Genomic DNA, 22,695 nt, shown 5'->3' on the forward strand with positions numbered 1-22,695 from the left:
CCGGATCGCGTGCCGTCGTCACCAGACCGCGCGGCTTATGGTAGATCCACAGGGCAGATCCACCGATAAGGCTGACGGCATCCCGCTCTCCTTGAAAAGCCCGACATCGAATCAGATCCGCAGCCCGCCCGATACCCCATGATTCAACCCAACCGGACACGGCTCTAATCCACCGACGGGAAATGCGCGATGAAGCGGCTGCCGTCCCACAACTCGACGGCATGTCCATCGACCATCCCGGCCGCCCGGACGAGGGCTTCCGCATCGTCCTGGGCGTCGAGCCGGGAGAGCCTCGCGATCCGTCCGTCGGCCGCCAGCAAGATGGCCCGGTAGGCCCGCCCGGCCGAGGGGCGGGGCTGCGATACGGAGCCGCGCTGTTCGATCTGCCTCTCGACGCCCTGGTCCGATCTGCTGTCCGGCGAAGGACCAGCATTCGGCTCGTTGGAAAGCATTCCCAGTTCGTGCGACGCGAGCATTGTCACCCCTGGACCGAGAGGGCTGGCGAATGTCTTTCAGCCCAAAGGGATGGAGACTTGGCGGTTGGCAATGCTTTGTAAGCGTCGTGCGGATGATTTGGCAAGGAATTTTTTACGAATTCCCATCGGTTACTTGGTTCCGTGGCGCATCCGACGATGAAATTCTCGATGTCAGAATTTAATTGAATTCAATGGATCGATCCTATGGCTTGATCGCGGTATTTTTCTCTCTTTGCGGTGGAGGAATATTTGGTTATCAAAAGCCTCGACAAACAGCTTCAGATTTAGTTGTAGAACATGGGCCCTTGCGCGAGAATCGCTGCGGAAATCGATCTCGATTGCCGAGAACTACATTGATATGCTGGATTTAGTGTCAACTGATACTGTATAGCGCAAAGGAAACCTTCGTATTCGAATGATGAGCTAATGTATGTTAGTATAAACTCGTGTGGGCGCTGGCTTCGGGTTGGACGGCACCGGCTAAGCGACGGGACCCGGCTTCGACGTATCGGGCTTCGCAGAGCAAGGGATCTCCCCCATCGTCGGAGATTCGGCTGCAGCAGGCGGTGGGCGCGGGGTTGGCCGGGCCTTGCGCTGGCTTCCCTTCCTGTGGTCCGACGCCGGTGGCCGTCGAACGACCGCAGGATCAGGACCGGCCCTTGCTCGCGGCGTCGCGGAGCGGCCCCGCCCTCGCTCCACAGTGACGCCCGGTCGGGCCGAGCCGGAGCGGCGGAAAGGTGAAGGGGTGCTCCTGCGAGAAGGCCCCGGGCCAGAAAGGCGCCGGGGGCTGCGTTGCCCGTACGCGGGAAGGGAGGAGGGCCGTTGCCTTACGCCAAGCGGCGAACCAGCGTTCGCTCCATGATGAGTCCGAGGGTCAACGTTCCGAATCCCATCCCCAGAACGTAGAGGTAATCAACGTTCACGCCGAGTTGCGTATAGTACCCGAGGCGGACCCACTCGATGATCTGCACCATCGGGTTCCATTTCATGATCTCGTAGATCTGTGGCGGCATGAATTGCGGCAGGAAATAAACACCGGACGTCAGGTAGAACGTGATCGTGACGAGGATGTATCCGATCTGCCATCCGGGAAAGAACGACAGGATTCCGACATTGATCGCCCCGATGCCGAGACCGAGGAGTAGGGCGGCACAGTATCCGCCGACCGCCATGATCGGTTCGTCCGGGATCGGATCCACGCCGAAGCAAACCAGGATGAAGAAAATCAGGATGAGGCCGGTGAATCCTTTGACCGCCTCGACGATGAATCGCGCGACGATCAGATCGAAGAGCTTTACCTGCGGATAATAGGTCAGGGGTTTGCTGGAGACGATCGCCTTCATCGCCTCGCGGGACGTGTATTGAAACACCAGGGCCGGAACGGCACCGGTTGCGATGAACAGGATCACGCTGTCGCCCAGAGGCGACGGCATGCCGCGAAAGGCCATGAGGCCGACGATCAGGAAGATGTGCGCGACGGGCCACAGGATGACGACGACGTAGCCCCAATACGAGGCGCCGAACCGGGTCCGCATGTCGCGGAGCATCAGTGCATGAATGACGTGTGCGTAGACCTCCCAATCGCTTCGCGCGACATGCGTCTTTGCTTTGAAGGTGACCATGGGGTGGGTCTCGGGCGGTGTGGCGTGCGTCGCGCCTAGCGGGAGATCTGGTCAAAAATGCGCAGTCGCGCTCCCCCGACGCTTCGGCGCGGTCGGTGTGCGAAGGTGCATAGGGAGCAGCGCGTTTCGTGCTTCTGCCAGATGGCGGGCGTGGCAATGGCCGACGCGGCCGCGGCCGCAGGCCGGCTCGATACGGCCGCAAATCCAAAGACTTCGATGTCGTCGTGGGATGGGTTCAGGTGAGAAACCGGTCCATGTCCGGTCTTCCCCGCAGGCAGGTTCGCTGAACCTGCGATCACTGATCACCAACTCGCCTTTGGCCAGGGAAATCCCCGTGTCGCCAGGAGGTGAGATGGTGGGCACTACAGGGTTCGAACCTGTGACCCCTACCATGTCAAGGTAGTGCTCTACCGCTGAGCTAAGCGCCCTCACCGGCTGCGTTCGCCGCCGGTGAGGGGGCTATAGCTTCTGGTTTTGGGGGGCGCAAGCGCAAAGGCGCGCTCCGATCATGGACCATGATCCATTTTCCTGCGCCGATCCTCAAAGTACGCTAAGGGCCGGAGCCGGCCCGTTCGGCGGCCTCCTCGAGGGAGGCGGCGTCGGGCGAGCGGCGAGTGCCACGGTAGGGACAAGGAGCCGGAGGCGCGATCCGAGCGGATCGGGCACGGCTCCGGGCCATCGAGCAACGGTGAGGAATGCGGTTCTACGTCGATCACGACCTGGGTGCCGAGATCAGGTTCTGGGTGGTCCCGGACAACCCCCTGGCCATCAGCCGCGTCTTCGTCGCCGTGGAGGGCCGGCGCGTCGCCGAGATCCCGGCCACGATCACGGATGACGGCATCCGGGCCAACGGCTGGCACTCCACCGGGCACTGCGTCTTCCGGCTCACCCCCGAGGAGGTGCCAGGGCTGGCCGAGGCGCGGCGCGTCGAGATCTACGACACCGACACCAACGTCCTGATCTACCGGCGCATCCGCCAGGATGGGCTCCGGACGGGCAAGGTCCTGCTCGTCGACACCAGCATCGTGCCGGAGACCCGCATCCCCGCGGCTCTGTTCGACCGATTCCAGCAGAGCTACCTCGGAGTCGGGCGCCTGTCCGACGAAGTGCTGCGGGTGCTGTTCGAGAGCCCCTGGCTGGCCTCGTCCTTCGTGTCCGGCGCCATCATCGTCCCGCGCTACGAGGGCTTCTTCGCCAGCGACGATTTCATCACCACCGCCCTGATCCACGATCCCTACACCGAGATGGCGACGCGGATGCTGTGGCTGAAGGCGCGGGCCGCCGTCGCGGCCGATCCGGCCCAGGCCTGGCGCCTCGGCGGTCTCGCCGAGGCGGCGGATTTCACGGGCGATTACGACTTCGACGACCCGAAGAGCCTCAAGCGCTTCTTCAAGATGATGCCCGAGGGGGCGTATCACCTGCTGTACAATCCCCTGGCTCGCCAGTTCGGCACCAAGCTGCCCAACGATCGGATGACCCCGGGCAATTCCATCGTCGCCATCGAGATCCTGGCCCGCGTCAACGTCGTCGGCCACCGCGAATTCTACGAGGCCTTCGCCACCACGGTGTTCGATCGCCTCGGGGTCGAGGCCGTCGTGCCCGAGCCCGAGCCGATCCCAGAGACCGTCCTGGCACTGGCGGCACGCCTGCGCGGCCTGCGGGCGGCCCAGGACATGCTCGTGTTCGACGTCGCCATGGCGGACGCCGTGCGCGACGCCGTGGCCAAGGGCTGGACCGTCTGAGCATGGGCCGGGACCCGGGGCGCGATCATCCGGGCGCGATGCCGTCGGCCCGCCTGCCGGGCGGAATCCGTGCCTTCACGGCCGAGGGCGGCGGCTTGCACCTCGACCTCGCCGGGGCCGACCTCGACGGCGCCTGGGTGACGATCCGGTTCCGCGATGCCGGCAGCGGCGGGATTGCTCGCCTGCTCGTGACCGTCCTGTGCGAAGGCCGACACGGCGCGGTCCTGCAGGAGGAGGCCTTGGGCGGCGACCGGTTCGCCTGGACCGGACGCCTGCCCGAGGCACTCCGCGCCCTCGTCCTCTCCCCCCTGGCGCCGGGCCGACCCTTCGCCCTCGTGGATGTGGCGATCCACCGGCGCGGGCGCCTCGCCCTTGTGGCCCATGCCGTGCTGCGGGCGCCCCGCCTCACCGTTCGTGCCGTCTATTGGCGCGCCCTCGGCCTCAAGGTGCGCGGGCGCGGCCTGCTCTCCGCCGCCCTCGGACAGCGCCGCGGCACCGGGTACGCCGCCTGGATCCGCCGCTTCGACACCCTGACCGCCCCCGAGCGGGCCCGCCTGCGCGCCGAGGCCGCCGCCTGGGTCGACCCGCCCCTGATCTCCGTCCTGATGCCGGTTCACGATCCCGCGCCCGCGGTGCTGGAAGCGGCCCTGCGCTCGGTCCGGGCACAGCTCTCGCCCCATTGGGAACTCTGCGTCGCCGACGATGCCTCCACCGATCCGGCGATCGTCCGGATCCTCGCGGCCCACGCCGCCGCCGATTCCCGCATCCGCGTGACGCGGCGGGCCGTGAACGGCCATATCGCGCGGGCCACCAACGAGGCCCTCGCCCTGGCGCGCGGCGCCTACGTGGCCTTCCTCGACCACGACGACGTGCTCGCCGAGACCGCCCTGTTCCATGTGGGGGCGGCCATCCGCGCCGACCCCGATCTCGTGCTGATCTACAGCGATGAGGACAAGATCGACGGACGCGGGCGCCGGTTCGAGCCGCACTTCAAGTCCGGCTTCGACCGTGAGCTGCTCTACGGGCAGAACTACATCAATCACCTCGCGGTGGTGCGCACCGCCGCGGTGCGGGCGCTCGGCGGCCTGCGTCCGGGCTTCGAGGGCAGCCAGGACCATGACCTGCTCCTGCGCCTGACGCAGGGGCTCGCGCCCGCGCGCGTACGTCACATCCCGAAGGTGCTCTATCACTGGCGCGCCGCCGGGGGCTCCGGCACCTTCTCCGACCGTGCCCTGGCGCAGGCCGAGACCGCCCGTCTGCGCGCGCTCGCGGAGGTGGCCGCGCCCTTCGGCGCCCGTGCCGAACGCGGGCCGCTGGGTTTCAACCGGCTCGTGCGGCCCCTGCCCCACCCGGCTCCGCGCGTCTCCATCATCATCCCCACCCGCGACCGGGCCGAGCTCCTGGGGACGGTCCTGCGCGGCCTGTTCGGTGCGACCGACTACCCGGACATCGAGGTGGTGGTCGTGGACAACGACAGCAGCGAGCCGGCGACGGATGCCCTGTTCGCGTCCTATGCGGAGGAGGCGCGCCTGCGAATCCTGCCCGTGCCGGGCCCGTTCAACTTCTCCGACCTGTCGAACCGGGGGGCCGCGGCCGCGACCGGCGCGGTGCTGCTGTTCCTCAACAACGACGTCGAGATCGTCGAGCCCGGCTGGCTCGCCGAGATGGTCTCCCTCGCCCTCGATCCGAGCGTCGGCGCGGTCGGCGCCAAGCTGCTCTATCCGGACGGCACCCTGCAGCACGGCGGCATCGTGCTCGGCATCGGCGGGGTCGCCGGGCACAGCCATCCCGGCCTGCCGGGGGAGGAGCCGGGCTACTTCGCCCGCATGGTCCTGACCCAGGAGGTCTCCGCCGTCACCGGGGCGTGCCTCGCCGTGCGGGCCGAGGCGTTCGCGCGGGTCGGCGGCTTCGATGCCGCGCACTTGGCCGTCGCCTTCAACGACGTCGACCTGTGCCTGCGCCTGCGCGAGGCCGGCTACCGCAACCTGTGGACGCCGTACGCCCGCCTCGTCCACCACGAATCGAAGAGCCGGGGACCCGAGGACACGCCGGAGAAGCGCACCCGGTTCGAGGCCGAGATGCGGGTGATGCAGGCGCGCTGGGAGCCGCAGCTTCGGGCCGACCCGTACTACAATCCCAACCTGTCCCGCACGGCGGCGCATTTCCGCCTGTGAGACCGGACCGATGCGTCCGGGCCCCGGTGCCGCCCGGCGCCAGGTCACACGAGGTCAGGCGCCAAAGCCACACGCCAAGGGCGATGTTGCGCTGCGGTGACAATTCGACGCGAACTGGCGCGCTGCACCATCCCGGATCCCCGACGGAGGCCGTGATCCCGCTGGTGTGTGTCCTCCCGGTGACACGATTGCCTTGGAATTGCTCGAAGTCGGGATGATAAGCACGCCCGCAACCGTGAAAGCGGCACCGCCCGAAAGTCCTGTGTCCCGCCCGTCGGGATCGAGGATCACGGGCATAAGGATCACGCGTCCCCGATCCGATCCACGAAGGCAGCCGGGAACCCCATGGCCCATCCTCGTCAGTCGATTCCGGACCGCATGCAGGGCACCGCGATGAGGGGGGGCGAAGCTCTCTTGTCGGGGCCGCCAGGGTCGCGACCGCTGATCCGCGACGCCTGATCCGTTCGATTTCCGGTCCCGCCACCGGTCTCCGTTCGGAGCAGGCGGGCCACGCATCATGATGCGCGACAGGATGTTCTTTCGTCGCGCCAAGCCTCGCCCGTCCCTTCTTCCCCGTGTTGGACACCGCCCTGGTGCCATACTAAGGATCGGACGGATTGCCCGGCCTCTTTTCGAGGCCGGTCTCGTTCCCCGTTCAAGAGCGTGTGCGAATCGAACGTGACTCAACGTACAGACATCGCGATCATCGGTCGTGCCTGCCGCCTCCCGGGAGCCTCGAACGTCGAGGGTCTGTGGCAGCTCCTGACGGAAGCCCGCTGCGCCGTGGGCCAGATCCCCGAGGATCGCTGGTCGCTCAGCCGGTTCGGCCATCCCCGCGCCCAGGAGCGCGGCAAGAGCTACACCTGGTCGGCGGGCATCCTCGACGAGATCTGGTCGTTCGATCCGGGCGTGTTCGGCATCTCGCCGCGCGAGGCCGAGCAGATGGACCCGCAGCAGCGGCTCCTGCTCGAACTGACCTGGGAAGCCCTGGAGGATGCGGGCCTGCGTCCCTCCGCCGTGGCCGGCACCCCCATCGGCGTGTTCGTGGGCGCCTCGTCGCTGGATTACGGCAACCTGCGAATCCTCGACACCGCCTCGGGTGACGCCTACGCGGCCACCGGCAACACCCTCTCGATCCTGTCGAACCGCATCTCGTACATCTACGACCTCAAGGGCCCGAGCTTCACCGTCGACACCGCCTGCTCGTCGTCCCTCGTCGCCCTCGACGCGGCGGTGGCCGCCATCGCCAGCGGCCGGATCGACACGGCCGTGGTGGCCGGCGTCAACCTGCTGGCGAGCCCATTCAACTTCATCTGCTTCTCCAACGCCCAGATGCTGTCGCGCCGCGGCCTGTGCAGCGCGTTCTCGGCCCAGGCCGACGGCTACGTCCGCTCCGAGGGCGGCGTGGTCCTCGTGCTGCAATCGGCCAAAGCCGCGGCCCGCGACGGCAACACCGTGCGGGGCGTCATCGCGGCGAGCGGCGTCAATTCCGACGGCCGCACCACCGGCATCTCGCTTCCCTCGGGCTATGCGCAGGGCGCGCTTCTGGAGCAGGTCTACCGCGAGGCCGAGATCGACCTCGACAAGGTCGTCTTCGTCGAGGCGCACGGCACCGGCACCCCCGTGGGCGACCCCATCGAGGCCGGCGCCATCGGCGGTAAGCTCGGCAAGCCCCGGCGCGAGCCCCTGCCCATCGGCTCCATCAAGAGCAACATCGGCCACACCGAGCCGGTCTCGGGCCTCGCCGGCCTGCTCAAGGCCAGTCTCGCCCTCGAGCACGACTTCGTGCCGGCCTCTCTGCACGCGGCCGAACTCAACCCCGACATCCCGTTCACCGACCTGAACCTGCAGGTGCTGAACAAGCCACTCGCGATCCCGCGCGGAACGGCCGAGCGCTTCGCCGGCGTCAACTCCTTCGGTTTCGGCGGCACCAACGCGCACATCGTCCTCACCGACGGCGCGCGGGTCGCCGCCAAGGCCGAGACCACCCGGGCGCCCGAGGTCCTGCTGCTGTCGGCCCAGAGCCGCGCGGCCCTCAACGAGCTCGCCCTCGACTACGCCGAGCGTTTCGACGGTGCCGCGCCGGCCGAGGTCGCCCGCATCGCCGCCGCCGCCGCGCATCGCCGCGAGCGCCTTTCGTCGCGCCTCGCCATCGCCCTCGACGCCGACCTGCCGACGGTCCTGCGTGCCGTCGGCGAGTCCGAGGATACGGACGCCGCCCTCATCGGCACCGCCGTCGACCGCTCGGCCGAGGTCGCCTTCGTCTATTCCGGCAACGGCAGCCAGTGGGCCGGCATGGGCCGCGAGGCCTACGAGGAGAACGCGGTCTTCCGCGCCGCCTTCGACCGCATCGACACCCTGTTCCTCAAGCTCTCGGACTGGTCCCTCAAGGAGGCCCTGTTCGCCGAGGACCTCGACGCGCGCCTCGTGCTCACCCGCGTTTCCCAGCCCCTGATCTTCGCCATCTCCAGCGCCTCGACCACGGCACTGCGGGCGCGCGGCCTCAACCCGAAATACGTGCTCGGCCACAGCGTCGGCGAGATCGCTGCGGCGGAAGCCGCCGGCATCCTCACCCTCGAGCAGGCCGTGAAGGTGATCTTCTTCCGCAGCCAGCATCAGGAATCGACGCGCGGCCTCGGCACCATGGCGGTGCTGCTCGCGCCCGCCGACGAGATCGAGCTGTTCCTGAAGGATTACCCGAGCCTCGACATCGCCGCCTACAACAGCCCCAAGGCCATCACGGTCGCGGGCCCGGTGGCCGACATCGACGCCGCCATGAAGGCGCTCGCGCGCAAGCGCCGCCGCGGGCGCAAGCTCGATCTCGAATATCCCTTCCACGGCCGGTTGATGAATCCGACCGAGAAGCCGCTCCTGCGCGATCTCGCCGGCCTCAAGCCCCATGCGGGCGCCACCGCCATGGTCTCCACCGTGACCGGCACGGTGCTGGCGGGCTCCGAGTTCGGGGCCGGCTACTGGTGGCGCAACATCCGCGAGCCCGTGCGCTTCGCCCAGGCCGTACAGGAAGCCACCCGCCAGGGGGCGCGCGTCTTCGTCGAGGTCGGCCCCCGCGCCACCCTGCTGTCGCATATCGGCGACGCCATCGAGCCGCTCGGCATCGAGAACGCCACCATCGGCGTCCTCCACCGCAAGCAGGCCGGCGGCGACCCCATCGCCCGGACCGTGGCCGCCGCCCTCGTGCAGGGTGCGGCCGTGGACGAGACCACGGTGTTCGGCCAGAACCCGAAGGGCGACGTGTCCCTGCCACTCTATCCGTGGCAGCGCCGCTCCTTCCGCCTCGCCGAGACCACCGAAGGCGTCGGCGCCACCACGCCGCGCGCCTACCACCCGCTCTACGGCTCGCGCGTCACCGTCGACGGCCTCGAATGGCACGGCCACGTCGACATCGCCACGGTGCCGGAACTCGACGATCACCGCATCGACGGACAGGCGATCCTGCCCGGTGCGGCCTTCATCGAAATGGCGCTCGGCGTCGCCCGCGAGGTCATGCGCAGCGACACCGTCGTGCTGGCCGAGTTCGAGATCCAGTCGCCGATGGTGTTCGGGGAGGAATCCCTGCGCGAGGTCATGGTCCGGGTCGCGGGCTCGGGCAACGGCATCCAGATCCTGAGCCGGCCGCGCCTGACCCAGGCCGCCTGGCAGCTCCACGCCGCGGCGAAGATCGTCGACGGCACGTTCCAGCCGCCCGCCCGCCAGGACATCCCCGAGCCGGGCGAGCAGGCCGTCGACGGCGAGGCCCTCTACCGCATCGCCGCCGCCTCCGGCCTCGGCTTCGGCCCGAGCTTCCGTCAGGTCGCCCTGTCTGCGCGCCTCGACGAGACCACCATCGTCTCCGATCTCGTGCCGGCGCAAGCCGACGACCGCTTCGGCCTCGTGCCGGCGCGCCTCGATTCGTGCTTCCACGGCCTGATCCTGCTGTTCGCCGGCCTCATGGGCGAGGGCTCGACCAAGGCCTACGTGCCGGTGCGCTTCGGCGAGATCCGCCTCGTCCGGCCGGGTGCCGTCATCGCCCGGGCAATGATCCGGACACGCCGCGCCAACGAGCGCAGCATCCTGGCCGACTTCACCCTGGTGGACGCGACGGGCGAGGTCATCGCCACCCTGCGCGAGGGCCGCTTCCAGGCCCTGCGCACCAAGAACACCAACGAACTCGCGGCCTACGCCATCGCGCAGCGCCCGGAGCTCGCCACCGAACCGACGGCGATCCCCCTCGACCGGCGCCAGCGCATCGCCGATGCCGTGCGGCCCCAGGCCAAGGCGGCCTTCGCCGCGCCCGAGGCGCCCCTCGCCCCCGGCCACCTGCTCCTCGAAGGCTGGGCCACCTCCATGGCCTACCGCCTCGCGGAAGGCCTGCAGCGTTCGGGCACCGTCGCCATCGACGAGCGCGTGCCCGAGGCCATGCGCCCCTGGCTGCTGAACGCCCTGTTCGCCCTGGAGAGCAGCGGTCTCGCCACCCTCGACGGCGAGCGTTGGACCCTGCGCAAGGACGTGACCCTGCCAGCGCCCGACGAGATCATGCGCTGGATCGCCGCCGATCACCCCGACCTCTCGGCCGAACTCGTGCTGACCGCCGATATCGGCGCCGTCGTCGGCCGTCTTCTCGCCGGCGACCTCGTCCACGCCCCGACCCTGTCGCAGAACGCCCTCGACGCCTTCATCCTGCGCAGCGCCACCGCCCGCGCTTCGGCTGATGTCATCGCGCGAATCGTCGAGCAGGGTGCCGCCACCCTGCCGCGCGACCGTGCCCTGCGGGTGCTCCAGGTCGGCTTCGGCCCCCTGTCGGCCCAGGCCGCGGCCTTCGCGGACGGGATCGAGGCACAGCTTTCGGTGTTCGAGGCAGACCGTCGCCTGGCCGAGCGTGCCCGCCTCGCCCTGCCGCGCGGCGTCACGGTCATCGAGGACGCCGCCGAACTCACCCCCGGCGGGTTCGACGCGATCCTCGCGAGCGACGTGCTTCACCGCGCCGAGCGTGGCGTCCTTCAGCTCGTCGCCGATGCGCTGGCCACAGGCGGCTTCCTCATCGCCGTCGAGCCCGGTGCGTCCCTGTTCCGCGACCTCGTGTTCGGCCTGACGCCGGACTGGTTCGACGTCGCCGGCGACATGCCCATGGGGCGCCTCGACGACATCACCGGCTGGCAGCGGTCGCTCAGCGACACCGGCCTCGTCCGGATCGCCGTCGATCGTGCGGTCTCCGACAATGGCGACGACCTTCTGTTCATCGCCGAGGCACCCGTGCGCGCCCGGCCGGCCGCCGGCCAGACTTTCGCGTTCGTTATCGGCTCGCACGACGGCTACGCGGCCGAAACCGCCTCGTCGCTGGCGACCCTGCTGGTGGCCGGCGGCGTCCACGTCTCCATCATCCTCGATTCCGAGCAGTCGCTCCTCGAACTCGAGCGCGAAACGCCCGACACGGTGGTGTTCCTCGCCGGTGCCTTCAACACCGAGGGAGCGGCCTCCGACCGCCTGCGCGACCGCTGCCTCAGCCTGAAGCGTTGCGTCGAGCATCTCGGCAGCCGCCAGACCCGGTTGTGGGTGGTCTGTCCCGGTGCCACACGCGACGACGGCGATGTCGACGGCTCCGTCGAGGCCGGCGTCTGGGCCTTTACTCGGACTCTCGCCAACGAGGTCGCCAACCTCGACGTGCGCCGCATCGACGTCACCGACGCCCTCTCGACCAAGCTCGCGGCAGAACGCCTGCGCGACCTCATCCTGTCGGGAACGACCGAGACCGAGATCATCCTCGACGCCGACCAGACCCGGGTGATCCGGTTCGCGCCGGGCCAGATCGCGCGCCGGCCCGCCGCCGACGCGGTGCCGGCTCCCGCCGCCCGCCTGGAGCGCAGCAACACCGGCGGCCTCAACGAAATGGCCTGGGGCCCGGCCGAGCGCCGGGCCCCCGGACGCGGCGAGGTCGAGATCGCCGTCGAGGCCACCGGCCTCAACTTCCGCGATGTGCTCTGGGCGCTGTCGATGCTGCCCGAGGAGATCCTCGAGGACGGGTTCGCGGGTCCGCGCCTCGGCCTCGAAGTCGCCGGCCGGGTCCTGTCCGTCGGCAGCGGCGTCAGCGCCTTCAAGGTCGGCGACCGCGTCGTCGCCTTCGCGCAGTCGGGCTTCTCGACCCACATCGTCGTGCCCGAGCTCGTGGTGGCGCCGAGCCCTCCCGGACTCGACGCGCAGGCCGCCGCCACGGTTCCGGTCGCCTTCCTGACGGCCTATTACGGCCTCGTGAGCTGCGCCCGCCTGCGGCGTGGCGAGTGGGTCCTCGTCCATGGTGGCGCCGGTGGCGTCGGCCTCGCGGCCCTGCAGATCGCCAAGCTCAAGGGCGCCCGCGTCATCGCCACCGCCGGATCGCGCGAGAAGCGCGCCCTGGTGAAGGCCCTGGGCGCCGAGCATGTCCTCGATTCGCGCTCGCTCGCCTTCGTGGACGATGTCCGCCGCATCACCGGCGACGGCGTCGGCGTGGTCCTCAACAGCCTGTTCGGCGAGGCCATGGAGCGCAGCCTCAACTGCCTCAAGCCGTTCGGCCGCTTCATCGAATTGGGCAAGCGCGACTACGTCGCCAACACCCATATCGGCCTGCGTCCGTTCCGCCGGAACCTGTCCTACTTCGGCGTCGACCTCGATCAGGTGCTGCAGCATCAGGGCGAGGACGGGGCGCGGCTGTTCCGCGAGGTCATGGCCCTGTTCAACGAAGGCGGCCTCAAGCCGCTGCCGTATCAGCCTTTCACCTCCGACGAGGTCTCCGACGCGTTCCGGCTGATGCAGCAATCGGGGCACGTCGGTAAGATCGTCATCGCGCCGCCGAAGGCCGGCAGCGTGATGATGGCCCCGACCTCCGATTTCACCATCGCGCCGGACGGCGTCCACCTCGTCACCGGCGGCCTTGGCGGCTTCGGCTTGGAGGCCGCGCGCTGGCTCGCCGACCGCGGCGCCAGGCGCATCGTGCTGGTCGGCCGCAAGGGCGCCGAGAGCGAGGACGCCAAGGCCCTCGTGGCCGAATTGACCGCCCGTGGCGTCGAGGTCCAGGCCAAGGCCTGCGACATCACCAGCCGCAAGGCGGTGGATGCCCTGCTGGCGGACGTGGAGCGCGGGGGCAGGAAACTCGCCGGCGTGATCCACGGCGCCATGGTGCTGCAGGACGGGCTCATCGCCAACATCGACGCGGCGGCCCTCGACGCGGTCATCCGCCCGAAGGTGATCGGGGCCGAGCACCTCGACGCGGCCACGCGCGCGCGAAAGCTCGACTACTTCGTGCTGTTCTCTTCGGCCACGACCTTCATCGGCAATCCGGGCCAAGGCTCCTATGTGGCCGCCAACGGCTTCATGGAAGGCCTCGCCCGCCGCCGGCGGAAGGCCGGGCTGCCGGCGCTCGCCGTCGCCTGGGGCGCCATCGGCGATGTCGGCGTGCTCGCCCGCAACCGCGCGGTGATGGAGACCCTGGCGGGCCGCGTCGGCGTCACGCCGATGGATGCCCGCCACTGTCTCGACCTCATGGCCGATGCGCTGCAGGGCCAGGGCCGCAGCAGCGACGACGCCGTGGTGGCCATCGCCTCCATGCATTGGGGCAAGGCGCGCGAGCGCCTCGCCACCATGAAGAGCCCGAGCTACGCCGAACTCGGCTCGGACCAGCAGATGGAAGCCGGCACCGTGGCGGCCATCAACATCGGGACGCTGCTCAAGACCCAGGACATCGACACGGTGCGCAAGACGGTGGCCGACGCCATCGTCGAGGACATCGCCCGCATCCTGCGCCTGCCGAAGGACGACATCAGCCGCGTGCGTCACCTCTCGGAGATCGGCCTCGATTCGCTCATGGGCGTCGAACTCGGCGCCAGCCTGCAGGAGCGCTTCGCCCTCGACGCGCCGCCCTCCGGCATCTCGTCCGGGCTCACGGTCAACGAGCTGACCGAGACCCTGATCCAGTCGATCTCGGCCCCCGTGGACGAGGCGGCGGCCGCCGTGATGAGTCTCGCCCAGCGCCATGCCAGCGAGGGCGTGGACGTCCGCACCCTCGAACCCTTCCACGCGCTGGTCGAAGAGAACAGCCTCGTCATCAAGGAAATCCTGCCGTGACCAAACCCGCCAGACCGGACGGCGGGCGCGCGGCGCTCGCGGGCTTCGTGACGAACCGCCTCGGCCGCAACGCCAACCGGCCCGCTCCCGTGCGGGCGCCCGCGCGCCCGGCGGGGGATCCCTCGGTGCAGAACTTCGAGACCCTGCCGGGTTACCGGGAACTGCGCCTGCAGCGCTCGGCCGCCGACCTCATCGGGCTCGGCAATCCGTTCTTCCGGGTCCACGAGACCCGGGCCGGTGCCAGCACCCGCATCGCCGGCAAGTCGTTCATCAACTTCTCGTCCTACGACTACCTCGGCCTCAACGGGCACCCGGACGTGAACGCCGCCGCCGCCAAGGCGATCGAGGATTTCGGCACGTCGGCCTCGGCGAGCCGCATCGTCGCGGGCGAGCGCCCGGGGCACCTCTCCCTGGAGAAAGCGCTGGCCGACCATTACGACACGGAAGCCTGTGTGGTGATGGTGAGCGGGCACGCCACCAACGTCACCACCCTCGGCGCCCTGATGGAGCCGGGCGACGTGATCTTCCACGATTCCCTGAGCCACAACAGCATCGTCACCGGGGCGCAGCTTTCGGGCGCGCAGCGCCGCTCGTTCGCGCACAACGACCTCGATGCCCTCGAGACCCTGCTGGGCGCCACCCGGCACGAGCACCGCCGGGCGCTCATCGTCGTCGAGGGTCTCTACAGCATGGACGGCGACGCGCCGGATCTCGCCGCCCTCATCGCCCTGAAGCAGCGCTACGATGCGTGGCTGATGGTCGACGACGCCCATGGCCTCGGGGTCCTCGGCCGCACCGGCATCGGCCTCGCCGAGCATTGCGACGTTGATCCGCATGGGGTCGACATCTGGATGGGAACCCTGTCGAAGACGCTCTCCACCTGCGGCGGCTACATCGCCGGCCCGGCGGCACTCATCGAATATCTCAAGTGCACGGCCGGCGGCTTCATCTACAGCGTCGGCCTGTCCCCGCCGCTGGCCGCCGCCGCCGAGACGGCGCTGGCGATCATGCATGCCGAGCCCCACCGGGTGGAGCGCCTGCGCCAGAACGGTAATCTGTTCCTCGCCTGCGCCAAGAAGCACGGCCTCGACACCGGCACGAGCCTGGGCCTCGCGGTGATTCCCGTCATCGTCGGCGATTCGCTGAAATCCGTGACCCTGTCGGACCGCCTGTTCAAGCGCGGCATCAACGTGCAGCCGATCATCCACCCGGCCGTGCCCGAGCGGGCCTCGCGCCTGCGCTTCTTCATCACCTCCGAGCATACCCCGGAGCAGATCCGCGAGACCGTGGACGCCGTGGCCGAGGAACTGCACGAGATCGAGAAGGGCGGCTCGCTCATCGAGCAGCTGATGTCGAAGCGCGGCAAGCCGTAGGCCTCGCCGCTCGAACCGTCACACCAGAACGAGAAACGGACCCGTGAGGGTCCGTTTTTTTGTACCCGGCGGTCCGCCGTTCAGCGGGCGGTGGCGTAGAGGGAGGCACCGGCGGCGACGGGCGCGGTGACGGTGGAGAACACCGACAGCACCTTCTGAACCTCGGTGAAGGGGGCGTTGGAGACGTAGACGAGGTCGCGGTTGCGCATGCGGAAGGCCTGGGTGAGGAACAGGCTGTTGGGGTCGCGGACCTTCTGAACCTCGGTGAAGGGGGCGTTGGAGACGTAGACGAGGTCGCGGTTGCGCATGCGGAAGGCCTGGGTGAGGAACAGGCTGTTGGGGTCGCGCATGTTGATCCGGTAGACCACGGGTACCAGCGGCGTGCCGAGCAGCGGGCTGCCGGGCTTGAGCCGGCGCACCACGGCGGCCGGCTCGAACCGGAAGATGAAGGTGCCGGCCGGGTCCGCCTGGAAGTCGGACAGGCCGCGCGCCTTGGCCAGCGCCTGRGCGAGRGTGATGCCTTCGGCCTGGAACGGGATCTCGGTGGAGTTGCCGAGCGCGCCCACCGCCAGGAAGGTCTGGGGATCGCGCACCAGGGTCAGGACGTCGCTGGGGCGCAGGAAGATGTTCTCGCGCGGGTTGGAGACCACGGTGGTGAGCGGCACCGTGGCGGTGAGGTTGCCGCGCGAGAGCCGCACGAAGGTCTCGTTGACGGGCACCTTCACGCCGCCCGCGGTGGCGACGACGTCGAGGAGGCGGTCGCCCTTGCCCGACAGGGGCACGCGGGCGCCGGTGACGGCCTCGCCCGAGACGGTGACGGATTGCGAGACCGCCTTCGTCACCGAGACGAGAACCTGGGGCTGGATCGCCTTGCCGGCGAGCTCGGTCTCGATGAGGGCCTGCACGTCCTGGGGCCGGCGTCCGGCGACGGGGATGCGCCCGGCATACGGCACCGAGATGGCGCCGTCGCGCGCGACCACYTGCTCGGGAATGGTGGCGGCCTTGGAGCCGGCGGAGAAGCGGTCGGAGGCGAGCGGCCCGGAGAACAGGCCGCCGGAGCCGGCCTCCCATACGGAGACGGCGACGAAATCGCCCACCCCGATGACGGGCTCGAGGGACGGGCGGTGATCGCCGAACGAGGCCAGCAGGCTGTCCAGCGGCCGCCCGCGCAGGGCCTCGATGGTGGCGGCGGTCAGATCCACGAGTTCGTAGCGCGCGAACGTGCCCTCGCTCGTCGACACGTCGGCCCCGTCCACGATGGCGCCCGTCGTCGGGCCCGCACCGGGTAGNGGTCAGATCCACGAGTTCGTAGCGCGCGAACGTGCCCTCGCTCGTCGACACGTCGGCCCCGTCCACGATGGCGCCCGTCGTCGGGCCCGCACCGGGTAGAATCGAGGAGCAGCCCGACACCGCCAGGGCGGTGCAGAGGGCCAGGGGCAGAACGCGCATGCAGGATCGCCTGTCGGTTTCTCTCACCTGCTGCCTAGACCATCGCCACCGCCCTGTCCGTGGCGGGGGGGTCACAGTCCCCCCGTGAGCGGCCGAGCGCCCGCGCCATCCCCGCTGTACACCGGCCGGACGGGCCGTCGATCCGCCGGGGCGCGATACTTGCCACAACCTTGTCTCGGCGCTTGCCGGAACCTCAGCGCCGTGCCCCTTGTCTCTGACCGTGCAGGCTTCGACCTCCCGAAGCCATGAAAACCGATGCGCCATGCTCTCGTTCGACTACACCCCACCGGCCCTGCCAGAGGCGATGCCGGGTGCCGTCCGGCGGCGCCAGATCTTCTATGTCCCGGGCTACGACCCGGAGGGGCGCACCCGCTACCGGCTGCTGTTCGTGCGCGAACTCACCCGCTACGCCAAGCGCTTCGGGCAGCCCAAGCCCAGGATCGGCCCCGCCACCCTGGAGGCGGACGGCCTGGTCCAGAGCTGGACCGTCGCCGACGAGCCGGCCACGGGAAGCGCGCGGACCCATTACGACGTTCTGCTGTGGGACGACCTCGTGGTCCGGGACTTTCGCCGCTGGCGCCTCATCAGCGCGGGGCTCCTCGTCCTCGGCACCCTTCACGCCGTGCTCGGCGGACAGATGCTGCGGTTCTACCGGCTCAACTGGAAGTACGGCAACGTCATCCTCTATCCGTTCGTCCTCCTCGTCGGCCTCGTCCTGGCCACCCTCGCCATCGCGGGCTTCGTCCATGCGCATCTCGGCGACGGATTCGGGCACAGCCTGGGCTGGCCGCTCTGGGCGACGGTGCCCCTCGGTCTCCTCGCTGGGCTCGGCTGGGTGAAGGCCATCGAGGCCATGCTCAACCGGATCTTCTTCTGGCAGCTCCTGAACGACTGGGTGTTCAACTGGCAGCACGGGCAGGGCTGGCGCCCGGATTACGAGGCCCGCCTCGCCGCCTTCACCGACCATGTGATCGCCCGCCTCGCCGCCTTCGCGGAAGCGGGGACCCCCATCGACGAGGTGATCCTGCTCGGCCATTCCTCCGGCGCCCTGACGGCGGTCGAGGTCGCCGCACGACTGCTGGCGCGCGACCCGGACCTCGGCACGGGGAGCACCAGTCTCGCCCTCGTCACCCTCGGGTCGGGCCTGCCCCTGGTGGCGATCCAGCCGCGGGCGCACGGCCTGCGCGCCGAGATCGCCGATCTCTGCACCAGTCCGCGCCTCGTCTGGGTCGATTATCAGGCGCCGCAGGACTGGATGAACTTTCCGGGCTTCAATCCCGTGCGCGATCTGCCTCTGGCCCTCGGGGACCGGCCGATCGCCAATCCCCTCGTGCGCTCCGCGCGGTTCCGGGAGATCATCGGCCCGGAGACCTACCGCAGGGTCCGGTGGCGGCCGTTCCGCATGCACTTCCAGTTCCTCATGGCGAACGACCGGCCCGGCGCCTACGATTTCTTCGCCATGACCCTCGGGCCCCAGCGCGTGCGCGCACGGGTGTTCGATCCCGCGCCGATGCCCAGCGCCGAACCGACCGGGCGCGCGGGCGAGGCGGCTCTCGCGACGAAGTGAAGGCCGGTCCGCCCCGGGGTCCTGGGACAGGGACTTCGGAATGTGGTTCGATCCTGCCGCATCGGGCACGGCTCCGTGCCCCTTTTCCCGTGCCCCTTTTCCCGTGCCCCTTCCCCCCTTGACCCGCGCCTTCGGGGCAGGCGACACGGCCCACCTGACGGACCGGGGTACAGCATGCAGGCAGGCCATCTCGCGTCCCTCGATGGCGGTCCCGGCGTGATCGTGGTGATGGGCGTCTCGGGCTCGGGCAAGAGCACCGTGGCGGCGTGCCTGGCGGAGCACCTCGGCTGGGCTTTCGTCGATGGGGACGATTTCCACAGCGCCGCGCACGTGGCCAAGATGCACGCGGGCCATCCCCTGGACGACGATGATCGCGCGCCCTGGCTCGCGGCCATCGCGGCCTGGATCGACACCCGGCTCCAGACCCGCGAGCCCGGCGTGGTGGTCTGCTCGGCCCTGCGGCGGGCCTATCGCGACGCCCTCGTGCGCGGGCGTCCCGAGGTCCGGATCGCCTACCTGGCGGGGGACCGCGCCCTCATCGAAGGGCGGCTCGCCCAGCGCAGGGGACACTTCATGCCGTCCTCCCTCCTCGACACCCAGTTCGCCATCCTGGAGCCGCCGGCGCCCGAGGAGAACGCCGTCGTGGTCGGCATCGACGCGCCCGCGGTGGATGTCGCCGCAACGATCGCGGCCCGCCTGGGATTGGAGAAGAACCGGAACGAGACATAGGCCGCCCATGGACGCCTCCGCCCCGCCCATCGCCCTCGTCATCTCCGATGTGGACGGCACCCTGGTGACTTCGGACAAGCGCCTGACGCCGGCCACCCGGGCGGCGGTGAGGCGCCTCGGCCAGGCCGGCATCGGCTTCACCGTCGCGTCGAGCCGCCCGCCGATGGGGCTCGGAAGTCTGGTGGCGGCGCTCGACCTGCGCCTGCCGCTCGGTGCGTTCAACGGCAGCACCCTGGTGGCACCCGATCTCACCGTGCTCTCCGAGACCCTGATCCCGGCCGCCGTCGCGCGGGAGGCCGTCGATCGGCTCGCCCGGGACGGCCTCGACATCTGGGTGTTCGCCCACGGGGCCTGGAACCTGCGCGATCCGCGCGCGCCCTACACAGACCTCGAACGGCGGACCCTCGGGGCCGAGCCGAACGTCGTGGCCGATCTCGACCCGCTCCTCGACCACGCGGCCAAGATCGTCGGCGTCGGCGCCGACGCCCACCACCTCGCCGCCTGCGAGACGGCCCTGGCCGCCGCCCTGGGGGAGGGGGCCGACGTCCACCGCTCCCAGGCGTACTACCTCGACGTGACACCGGCCGGCGCCGGCAAGGGCGGCTTCGTCGACGCCTTGAGCCGGCGCCTCGGAATCGACCGCAGCCGGATCGCCACCCTGGGCGACGCGGGCAACGACGTGCCGATGTTCGCCCGCAGCGGCCTGTCCATCGCCATGGGCAACGCGGGCCCGGACGTGAAGGCGGCGGCCGGGGCCGTCACGGCCGACAACGACAGCGAGGGGTTTTCCCGCGCCATCGAAGAATTCGTTTTGCACCGCCCGTCGGCCTGAACCCCGTGGCGCGCCTGGGTTGGGCCAGGCCGTTGCGCGGACAGGGAAAATCCGCCGCGGGACCGCCGTCCACGTTATCCGAGTGTGTATCATGTGCGCCACAGCACGTGGGGAAAGCCCGGCCGGGTCGCCGCAATTGGGGCACCGGGTCGCTTTCCAGCCTTATTTGACCCCGACCTTGGCCGCTCAGAACAAGGACGATCCGGGTCACCGCATGAACCAGCGCCTCCTGCTCCTCGCCGTCGCCGCGCTGGTCGTCCCGACCCAGATCCTGTCCACGCCGGCTTGCGCCCAGGGCAAGACCGCACGGGACAACATCGACGCGCTGATCGAGGAGCAGGCCCGCGCGGCCGGCGTGCCTGCGAGCTTCGTCCACGCGGTGGTCAAGCGCGAGAGCAACTACAATCCGAACGCCAAGGGCGGCAGCGCGCTCGGCCTCATGCAGATCAAGCCCGCCACGGCGCGCGGCCTCGGCTACCAGGGCGACGCGGCCGGCCTGTTCGATCCGGCGGTGAACCTGCGCTACGGCGTCGCCTACCTCGCCGGCGCCTACAAGACCGCCAAGGGCGACCTCGCCCGGGCCTACGGCTACTACAACCGCGGCTACTACTACGCCGCCAAGCGCCTCGGCATCCCGGCGGATGTCCCCGAGGGCGTGACCATTGTCGCCTCCGGGGCGAAATCCGGCGCCGCCTTCACCAGCGCCTTCGATCGCACGGCGGCCCTCGATCCCAACCTCGCCGCCGCCAACACCGCCCTGGCCTATGCGCCGAGCCCGACGGCCAACGGCGTCCCGACGGAACGCGTCGAGGTTCCCCTGCCGCCGCGCCGGCCGGCCTCGCTCGCGGGCGCACCCACGGCCATGGCGAGCCTCGACCCGGCCCCCGTCGCCATCGCGCCCAACGCACCGGCGCCGACCACTCCGATGTCCATGACGGCCCCCCATGCCGTCGACGCCGCCCCGAGCGACCTGGTGGAAGTTCCGCTGCCCCCACGCCGTCCCTCCGCGGTGCTCCTCGCCGTCTCGGGGCGGCAAATTGTCGCGAGAAAGACCGGCGGCGCGATGGTCCTCGAAGCTACGGCCCTGCCTGCCGACCAGTGAGACGACCCGTCTCGCGCTCGAATTTCGATCAATCGCGGGTCCGGCTGGTTCGATCCCGCGTCGGGCAGCCCCGTTTTCCCGACTTTTCGTCGGTCTGACGTTTTTCGGGGCCAGTGCCGGGCAGGCGGACGACACCGTGTTTTTTCCTAATCCGCCTCCGGGAAGCGCTTGCGCTCCTGCACCCGCAGCCTCACATGCTGCGCTGCACAGGAACTCCGCCGCCAAGTGGCTTTCCGAAAGCCGTCGCGGCCTCGAGCGATACGATCTGCATACGAGGCGGCTGGCACGACCTGATATTCGGTGTTTGTTCCGACGGCGTCATCCATCCTCCACCCGAATTCTCACGATGCTGTCGTCGTGGGTTGATAATGGGTGATGGTCAGTTGAGATTCAGTAGTTGCGCAGGCGTCGGGCCTGCCAGCGCATTAGGAAGACGAACGACGGCATGGCCGGCGCTGCAGAACAAGAATCGCTCTTCCTGACGGAACTCGGCCGGCGCGTCCGCCACGCCCGGACCCTCCGGGGACTCTCGCGCAAGCTCCTGTCCCACACGTCCGGCCTGTCGGAGCGCTACATCGCGCAACTCGAGAGCGGCCAGGGCAACGTCTCGATCATCCTCCTGCGCCGGGTCGCCAACGCCATGGGCGTGCGCCTCGACGACCTCATCGCCGATCAGGACAACGCGGCCGACTGGCACGTGGTCCGCGACCTCCTCGGCAACGCGTCGAGCGAGCAGATCGCCCTGGCCAAGGGCATTCTGTCCGGCCAAGCCCCCGCCGGGGGCGAGACGCCCCAGCCGCGGGTGGCCGTGGTCGGCCTGCGCGGGGCGGGGAAATCGACCCTCGGGCGCCGGGTCGCCGAGCGCCTCGGCTGGACCTTCGTCGAGCTGAACGCCGAGATCGAGCGCGAGAACGCCCTGTCGGTGAAGGAGATCTTCGCGATCTACGGCCAGGAGGGCTACCGCCGCCTGGAGCAGGCGGCCCTGCGCCGCCTCACCGAGCATCCCGGCCCCCTCATCCTCGCCACCAGCGGCGGCATCGTCGCCGAGCCCCTGACCTACGACCTCCTGCTGCAGGCGTTCTTCACGGTGTGGCTGCGGGCCCGGCCCGAGGAGCACATGCAGCGCGTGCGCGAGCAGGGCGACCTCGCCACCACGGGCGACCACCCTTCGGCCATGCAGGAGCTACGGGCGGTCCTCGCCAGCCGCGAGCCGCTCTACGCGCGGGCCCCCTCCGTGGTCGACACCTCCGACGTTCCCGTGGAGACGATGGTCGACCGCCTCGCGGCCGCCATCGAAGCTCGCTTCGGCAACCTGGGCCAGACCCACCGCGCCTGAAACGTCCGTCGCGCGGAGGCTGCGTCCACCCGGCGCCCTTGATCGGCATGGCCTCGCACCACACGCTAAGGACGGGCCTCGTGCCGCACCGCACCGGGGCAAACGTTCTCCGTAGGGCTCGCCGCACGCGGCCCCTCACCTTCGGCAGTGATTCCGCGTAGTGTACCGCCCTCGTGGCGGCCGAACCGATTTTTCGACGAAC

General features: G+C 69.7%; 11 protein-coding genes, 1 tRNA gene and 2 pseudogenes. 9 read left to right on the forward strand and 5 right to left on the reverse strand.

All coding sequences use genetic code 11. The features are described from left to right. Positions 1–164: 164 nt before the first annotated feature. The 3 genes from ASF25_RS06175 to ASF25_RS06185 all read right to left on the reverse strand — a co-directional run bounded on the left by ASF25_RS06175 (position 165) and on the right by ASF25_RS06185 (position 2,526). On the reverse strand, positions 165–452 hold the full coding sequence (locus ASF25_RS06175) for a hypothetical protein (RefSeq protein ID WP_056303926.1): 288 nt from the start codon (positions 450–452) through the stop codon (positions 165–167). Positions 453–1,303: 851 nt separating this feature from the next. Then, a complete protein-coding gene (locus ASF25_RS06180) occupies positions 1,304–2,098 on the reverse strand; it encodes an ABC transporter permease (RefSeq protein ID WP_056175623.1) in 795 nt (264 codons plus the stop codon). Positions 2,099–2,451: 353 nt separating this feature from the next. Beyond that, positions 2,452–2,526: transfer RNA gene (locus tag ASF25_RS06185), tRNA-Val, on the reverse strand. Between the two features lie 267 nt (positions 2,527–2,793). On the opposite strand from ASF25_RS06185, the gene ASF25_RS06190 reads away from it, so the two are divergent. The 4 genes from ASF25_RS06190 to ASF25_RS06205 all read left to right on the forward strand — a co-directional run bounded on the left by ASF25_RS06190 (position 2,794) and on the right by ASF25_RS06205 (position 15,478). Further along, a complete protein-coding gene (locus ASF25_RS06190) occupies positions 2,794–3,840 on the forward strand; it encodes a hypothetical protein (protein ID WP_056303928.1) in 1,047 nt (348 codons plus the stop codon). 38 nt (positions 3,841–3,878) lie between these two features. Beyond that, positions 3,879–6,014, forward strand: coding sequence for a glycosyltransferase family 2 protein (locus ASF25_RS06195; protein WP_056304004.1), 2,136 nt, complete (start codon positions 3,879–3,881; stop codon positions 6,012–6,014). A 678-nt stretch (positions 6,015–6,692) separates the two neighbouring features. Continuing rightward, positions 6,693–14,105, forward strand: a complete 7,413-nt coding sequence (locus ASF25_RS06200; RefSeq protein ID WP_156368877.1) for a type I polyketide synthase — start codon at positions 6,693–6,695, stop codon at positions 14,103–14,105. After that, positions 14,102–15,478 (forward strand): aminotransferase class I/II-fold pyridoxal phosphate-dependent enzyme, encoded by a 1,377-nt coding sequence (locus tag ASF25_RS06205; RefSeq protein WP_056175632.1) that lies wholly within the window; start codon positions 14,102–14,104, stop codon positions 15,476–15,478. Before ASF25_RS06200 ends, ASF25_RS06205 begins: the two co-directional genes overlap by 4 nt. A 248-nt stretch (positions 15,479–15,726) precedes the next feature. On the opposite strand, the pseudogene ASF25_RS06210 reads toward ASF25_RS06205, so the two are convergent. Further along, a pseudogene (locus tag ASF25_RS06210) lies at positions 15,727–16,767 on the reverse strand (polysaccharide biosynthesis/export family protein); the annotation flags it as partial. Between the two features lies 1 nt (position 16,768). Then, positions 16,769–16,927, reverse strand: a pseudogene (locus tag ASF25_RS23525) (sugar transporter); the annotation flags it as partial. 262 nt (positions 16,928–17,189) lie between these two features. Between ASF25_RS23525 and ASF25_RS06215 the strand changes: the two are divergent. The 5 genes from ASF25_RS06215 (at position 17,190) to ASF25_RS06235 (ending at position 22,493) form a co-directional block, all read left to right on the forward strand. Beyond that, on the forward strand, positions 17,190–18,494 hold the full coding sequence (locus ASF25_RS06215; protein WP_056303932.1) for a hypothetical protein: 1,305 nt from the start codon (positions 17,190–17,192) through the stop codon (positions 18,492–18,494). Between the two features lie 174 nt (positions 18,495–18,668). Then, positions 18,669–19,223: a gluconokinase gene (locus tag ASF25_RS06220; RefSeq protein ID WP_056303934.1), complete on the forward strand. Its 555-nt coding sequence runs from the start codon at positions 18,669–18,671 to the stop codon at positions 19,221–19,223. Positions 19,224–19,230: 7 nt separating this feature from the next. Next, complete coding sequence (locus tag ASF25_RS06225; protein WP_056303936.1) at positions 19,231–20,055, forward strand: Cof-type HAD-IIB family hydrolase; 825 nt, start codon at positions 19,231–19,233, stop codon at positions 20,053–20,055. A 214-nt stretch (positions 20,056–20,269) separates the two neighbouring features. Beyond that, positions 20,270–21,157: a transglycosylase SLT domain-containing protein gene (locus tag ASF25_RS06230; RefSeq protein WP_056169013.1), complete on the forward strand. Its 888-nt coding sequence runs from the start codon at positions 20,270–20,272 to the stop codon at positions 21,155–21,157. Positions 21,158–21,602: 445 nt separating this feature from the next. After that, positions 21,603–22,493 (forward strand): helix-turn-helix transcriptional regulator, encoded by an 891-nt coding sequence (locus ASF25_RS06235; RefSeq protein ID WP_056262430.1) that lies wholly within the window; start codon positions 21,603–21,605, stop codon positions 22,491–22,493. The last annotated feature ends 202 nt before the right edge of the window (positions 22,494–22,695 follow it).

The sequence above is a fragment of the Methylobacterium sp. Leaf100 genome (assembly GCF_001422845.1).
In the GTDB taxonomy this organism is placed as follows: Bacteria; Pseudomonadota; Alphaproteobacteria; order Rhizobiales; family Beijerinckiaceae; genus Methylobacterium.

Coding starts and splice junctions, on each gene's coding strand:
- ASF25_RS06175 (WP_056303926.1), bottom strand. CDS start 452: ATGCTTTCCAACGAGCCGAATGCTGGTCCTTCGCCGGACAGCAGATCG.
- ASF25_RS06180 (WP_056175623.1), bottom strand. CDS start 2,098: ATGGTCACCTTCAAAGCAAAGACGCATGTCGCGCGAAGCGATTGGGAG.
- ASF25_RS06190 (WP_056303928.1), top strand. CDS start 2,794: ATGCGGTTCTACGTCGATCACGACCTGGGTGCCGAGATCAGGTTCTGG.
- ASF25_RS06195 (WP_056304004.1), top strand. CDS start 3,879: ATGCCGTCGGCCCGCCTGCCGGGCGGAATCCGTGCCTTCACGGCCGAG.
- ASF25_RS06215 (WP_056303932.1), top strand. CDS start 17,190: ATGCTCTCGTTCGACTACACCCCACCGGCCCTGCCAGAGGCGATGCCG.
- ASF25_RS06220 (WP_056303934.1), top strand. CDS start 18,669: ATGCAGGCAGGCCATCTCGCGTCCCTCGATGGCGGTCCCGGCGTGATC.
- ASF25_RS06225 (WP_056303936.1), top strand. CDS start 19,231: ATGGACGCCTCCGCCCCGCCCATCGCCCTCGTCATCTCCGATGTGGAC.
- ASF25_RS06230 (WP_056169013.1), top strand. CDS start 20,270: ATGAACCAGCGCCTCCTGCTCCTCGCCGTCGCCGCGCTGGTCGTCCCG.
- ASF25_RS06235 (WP_056262430.1), top strand. CDS start 21,603: ATGGCCGGCGCTGCAGAACAAGAATCGCTCTTCCTGACGGAACTCGGC.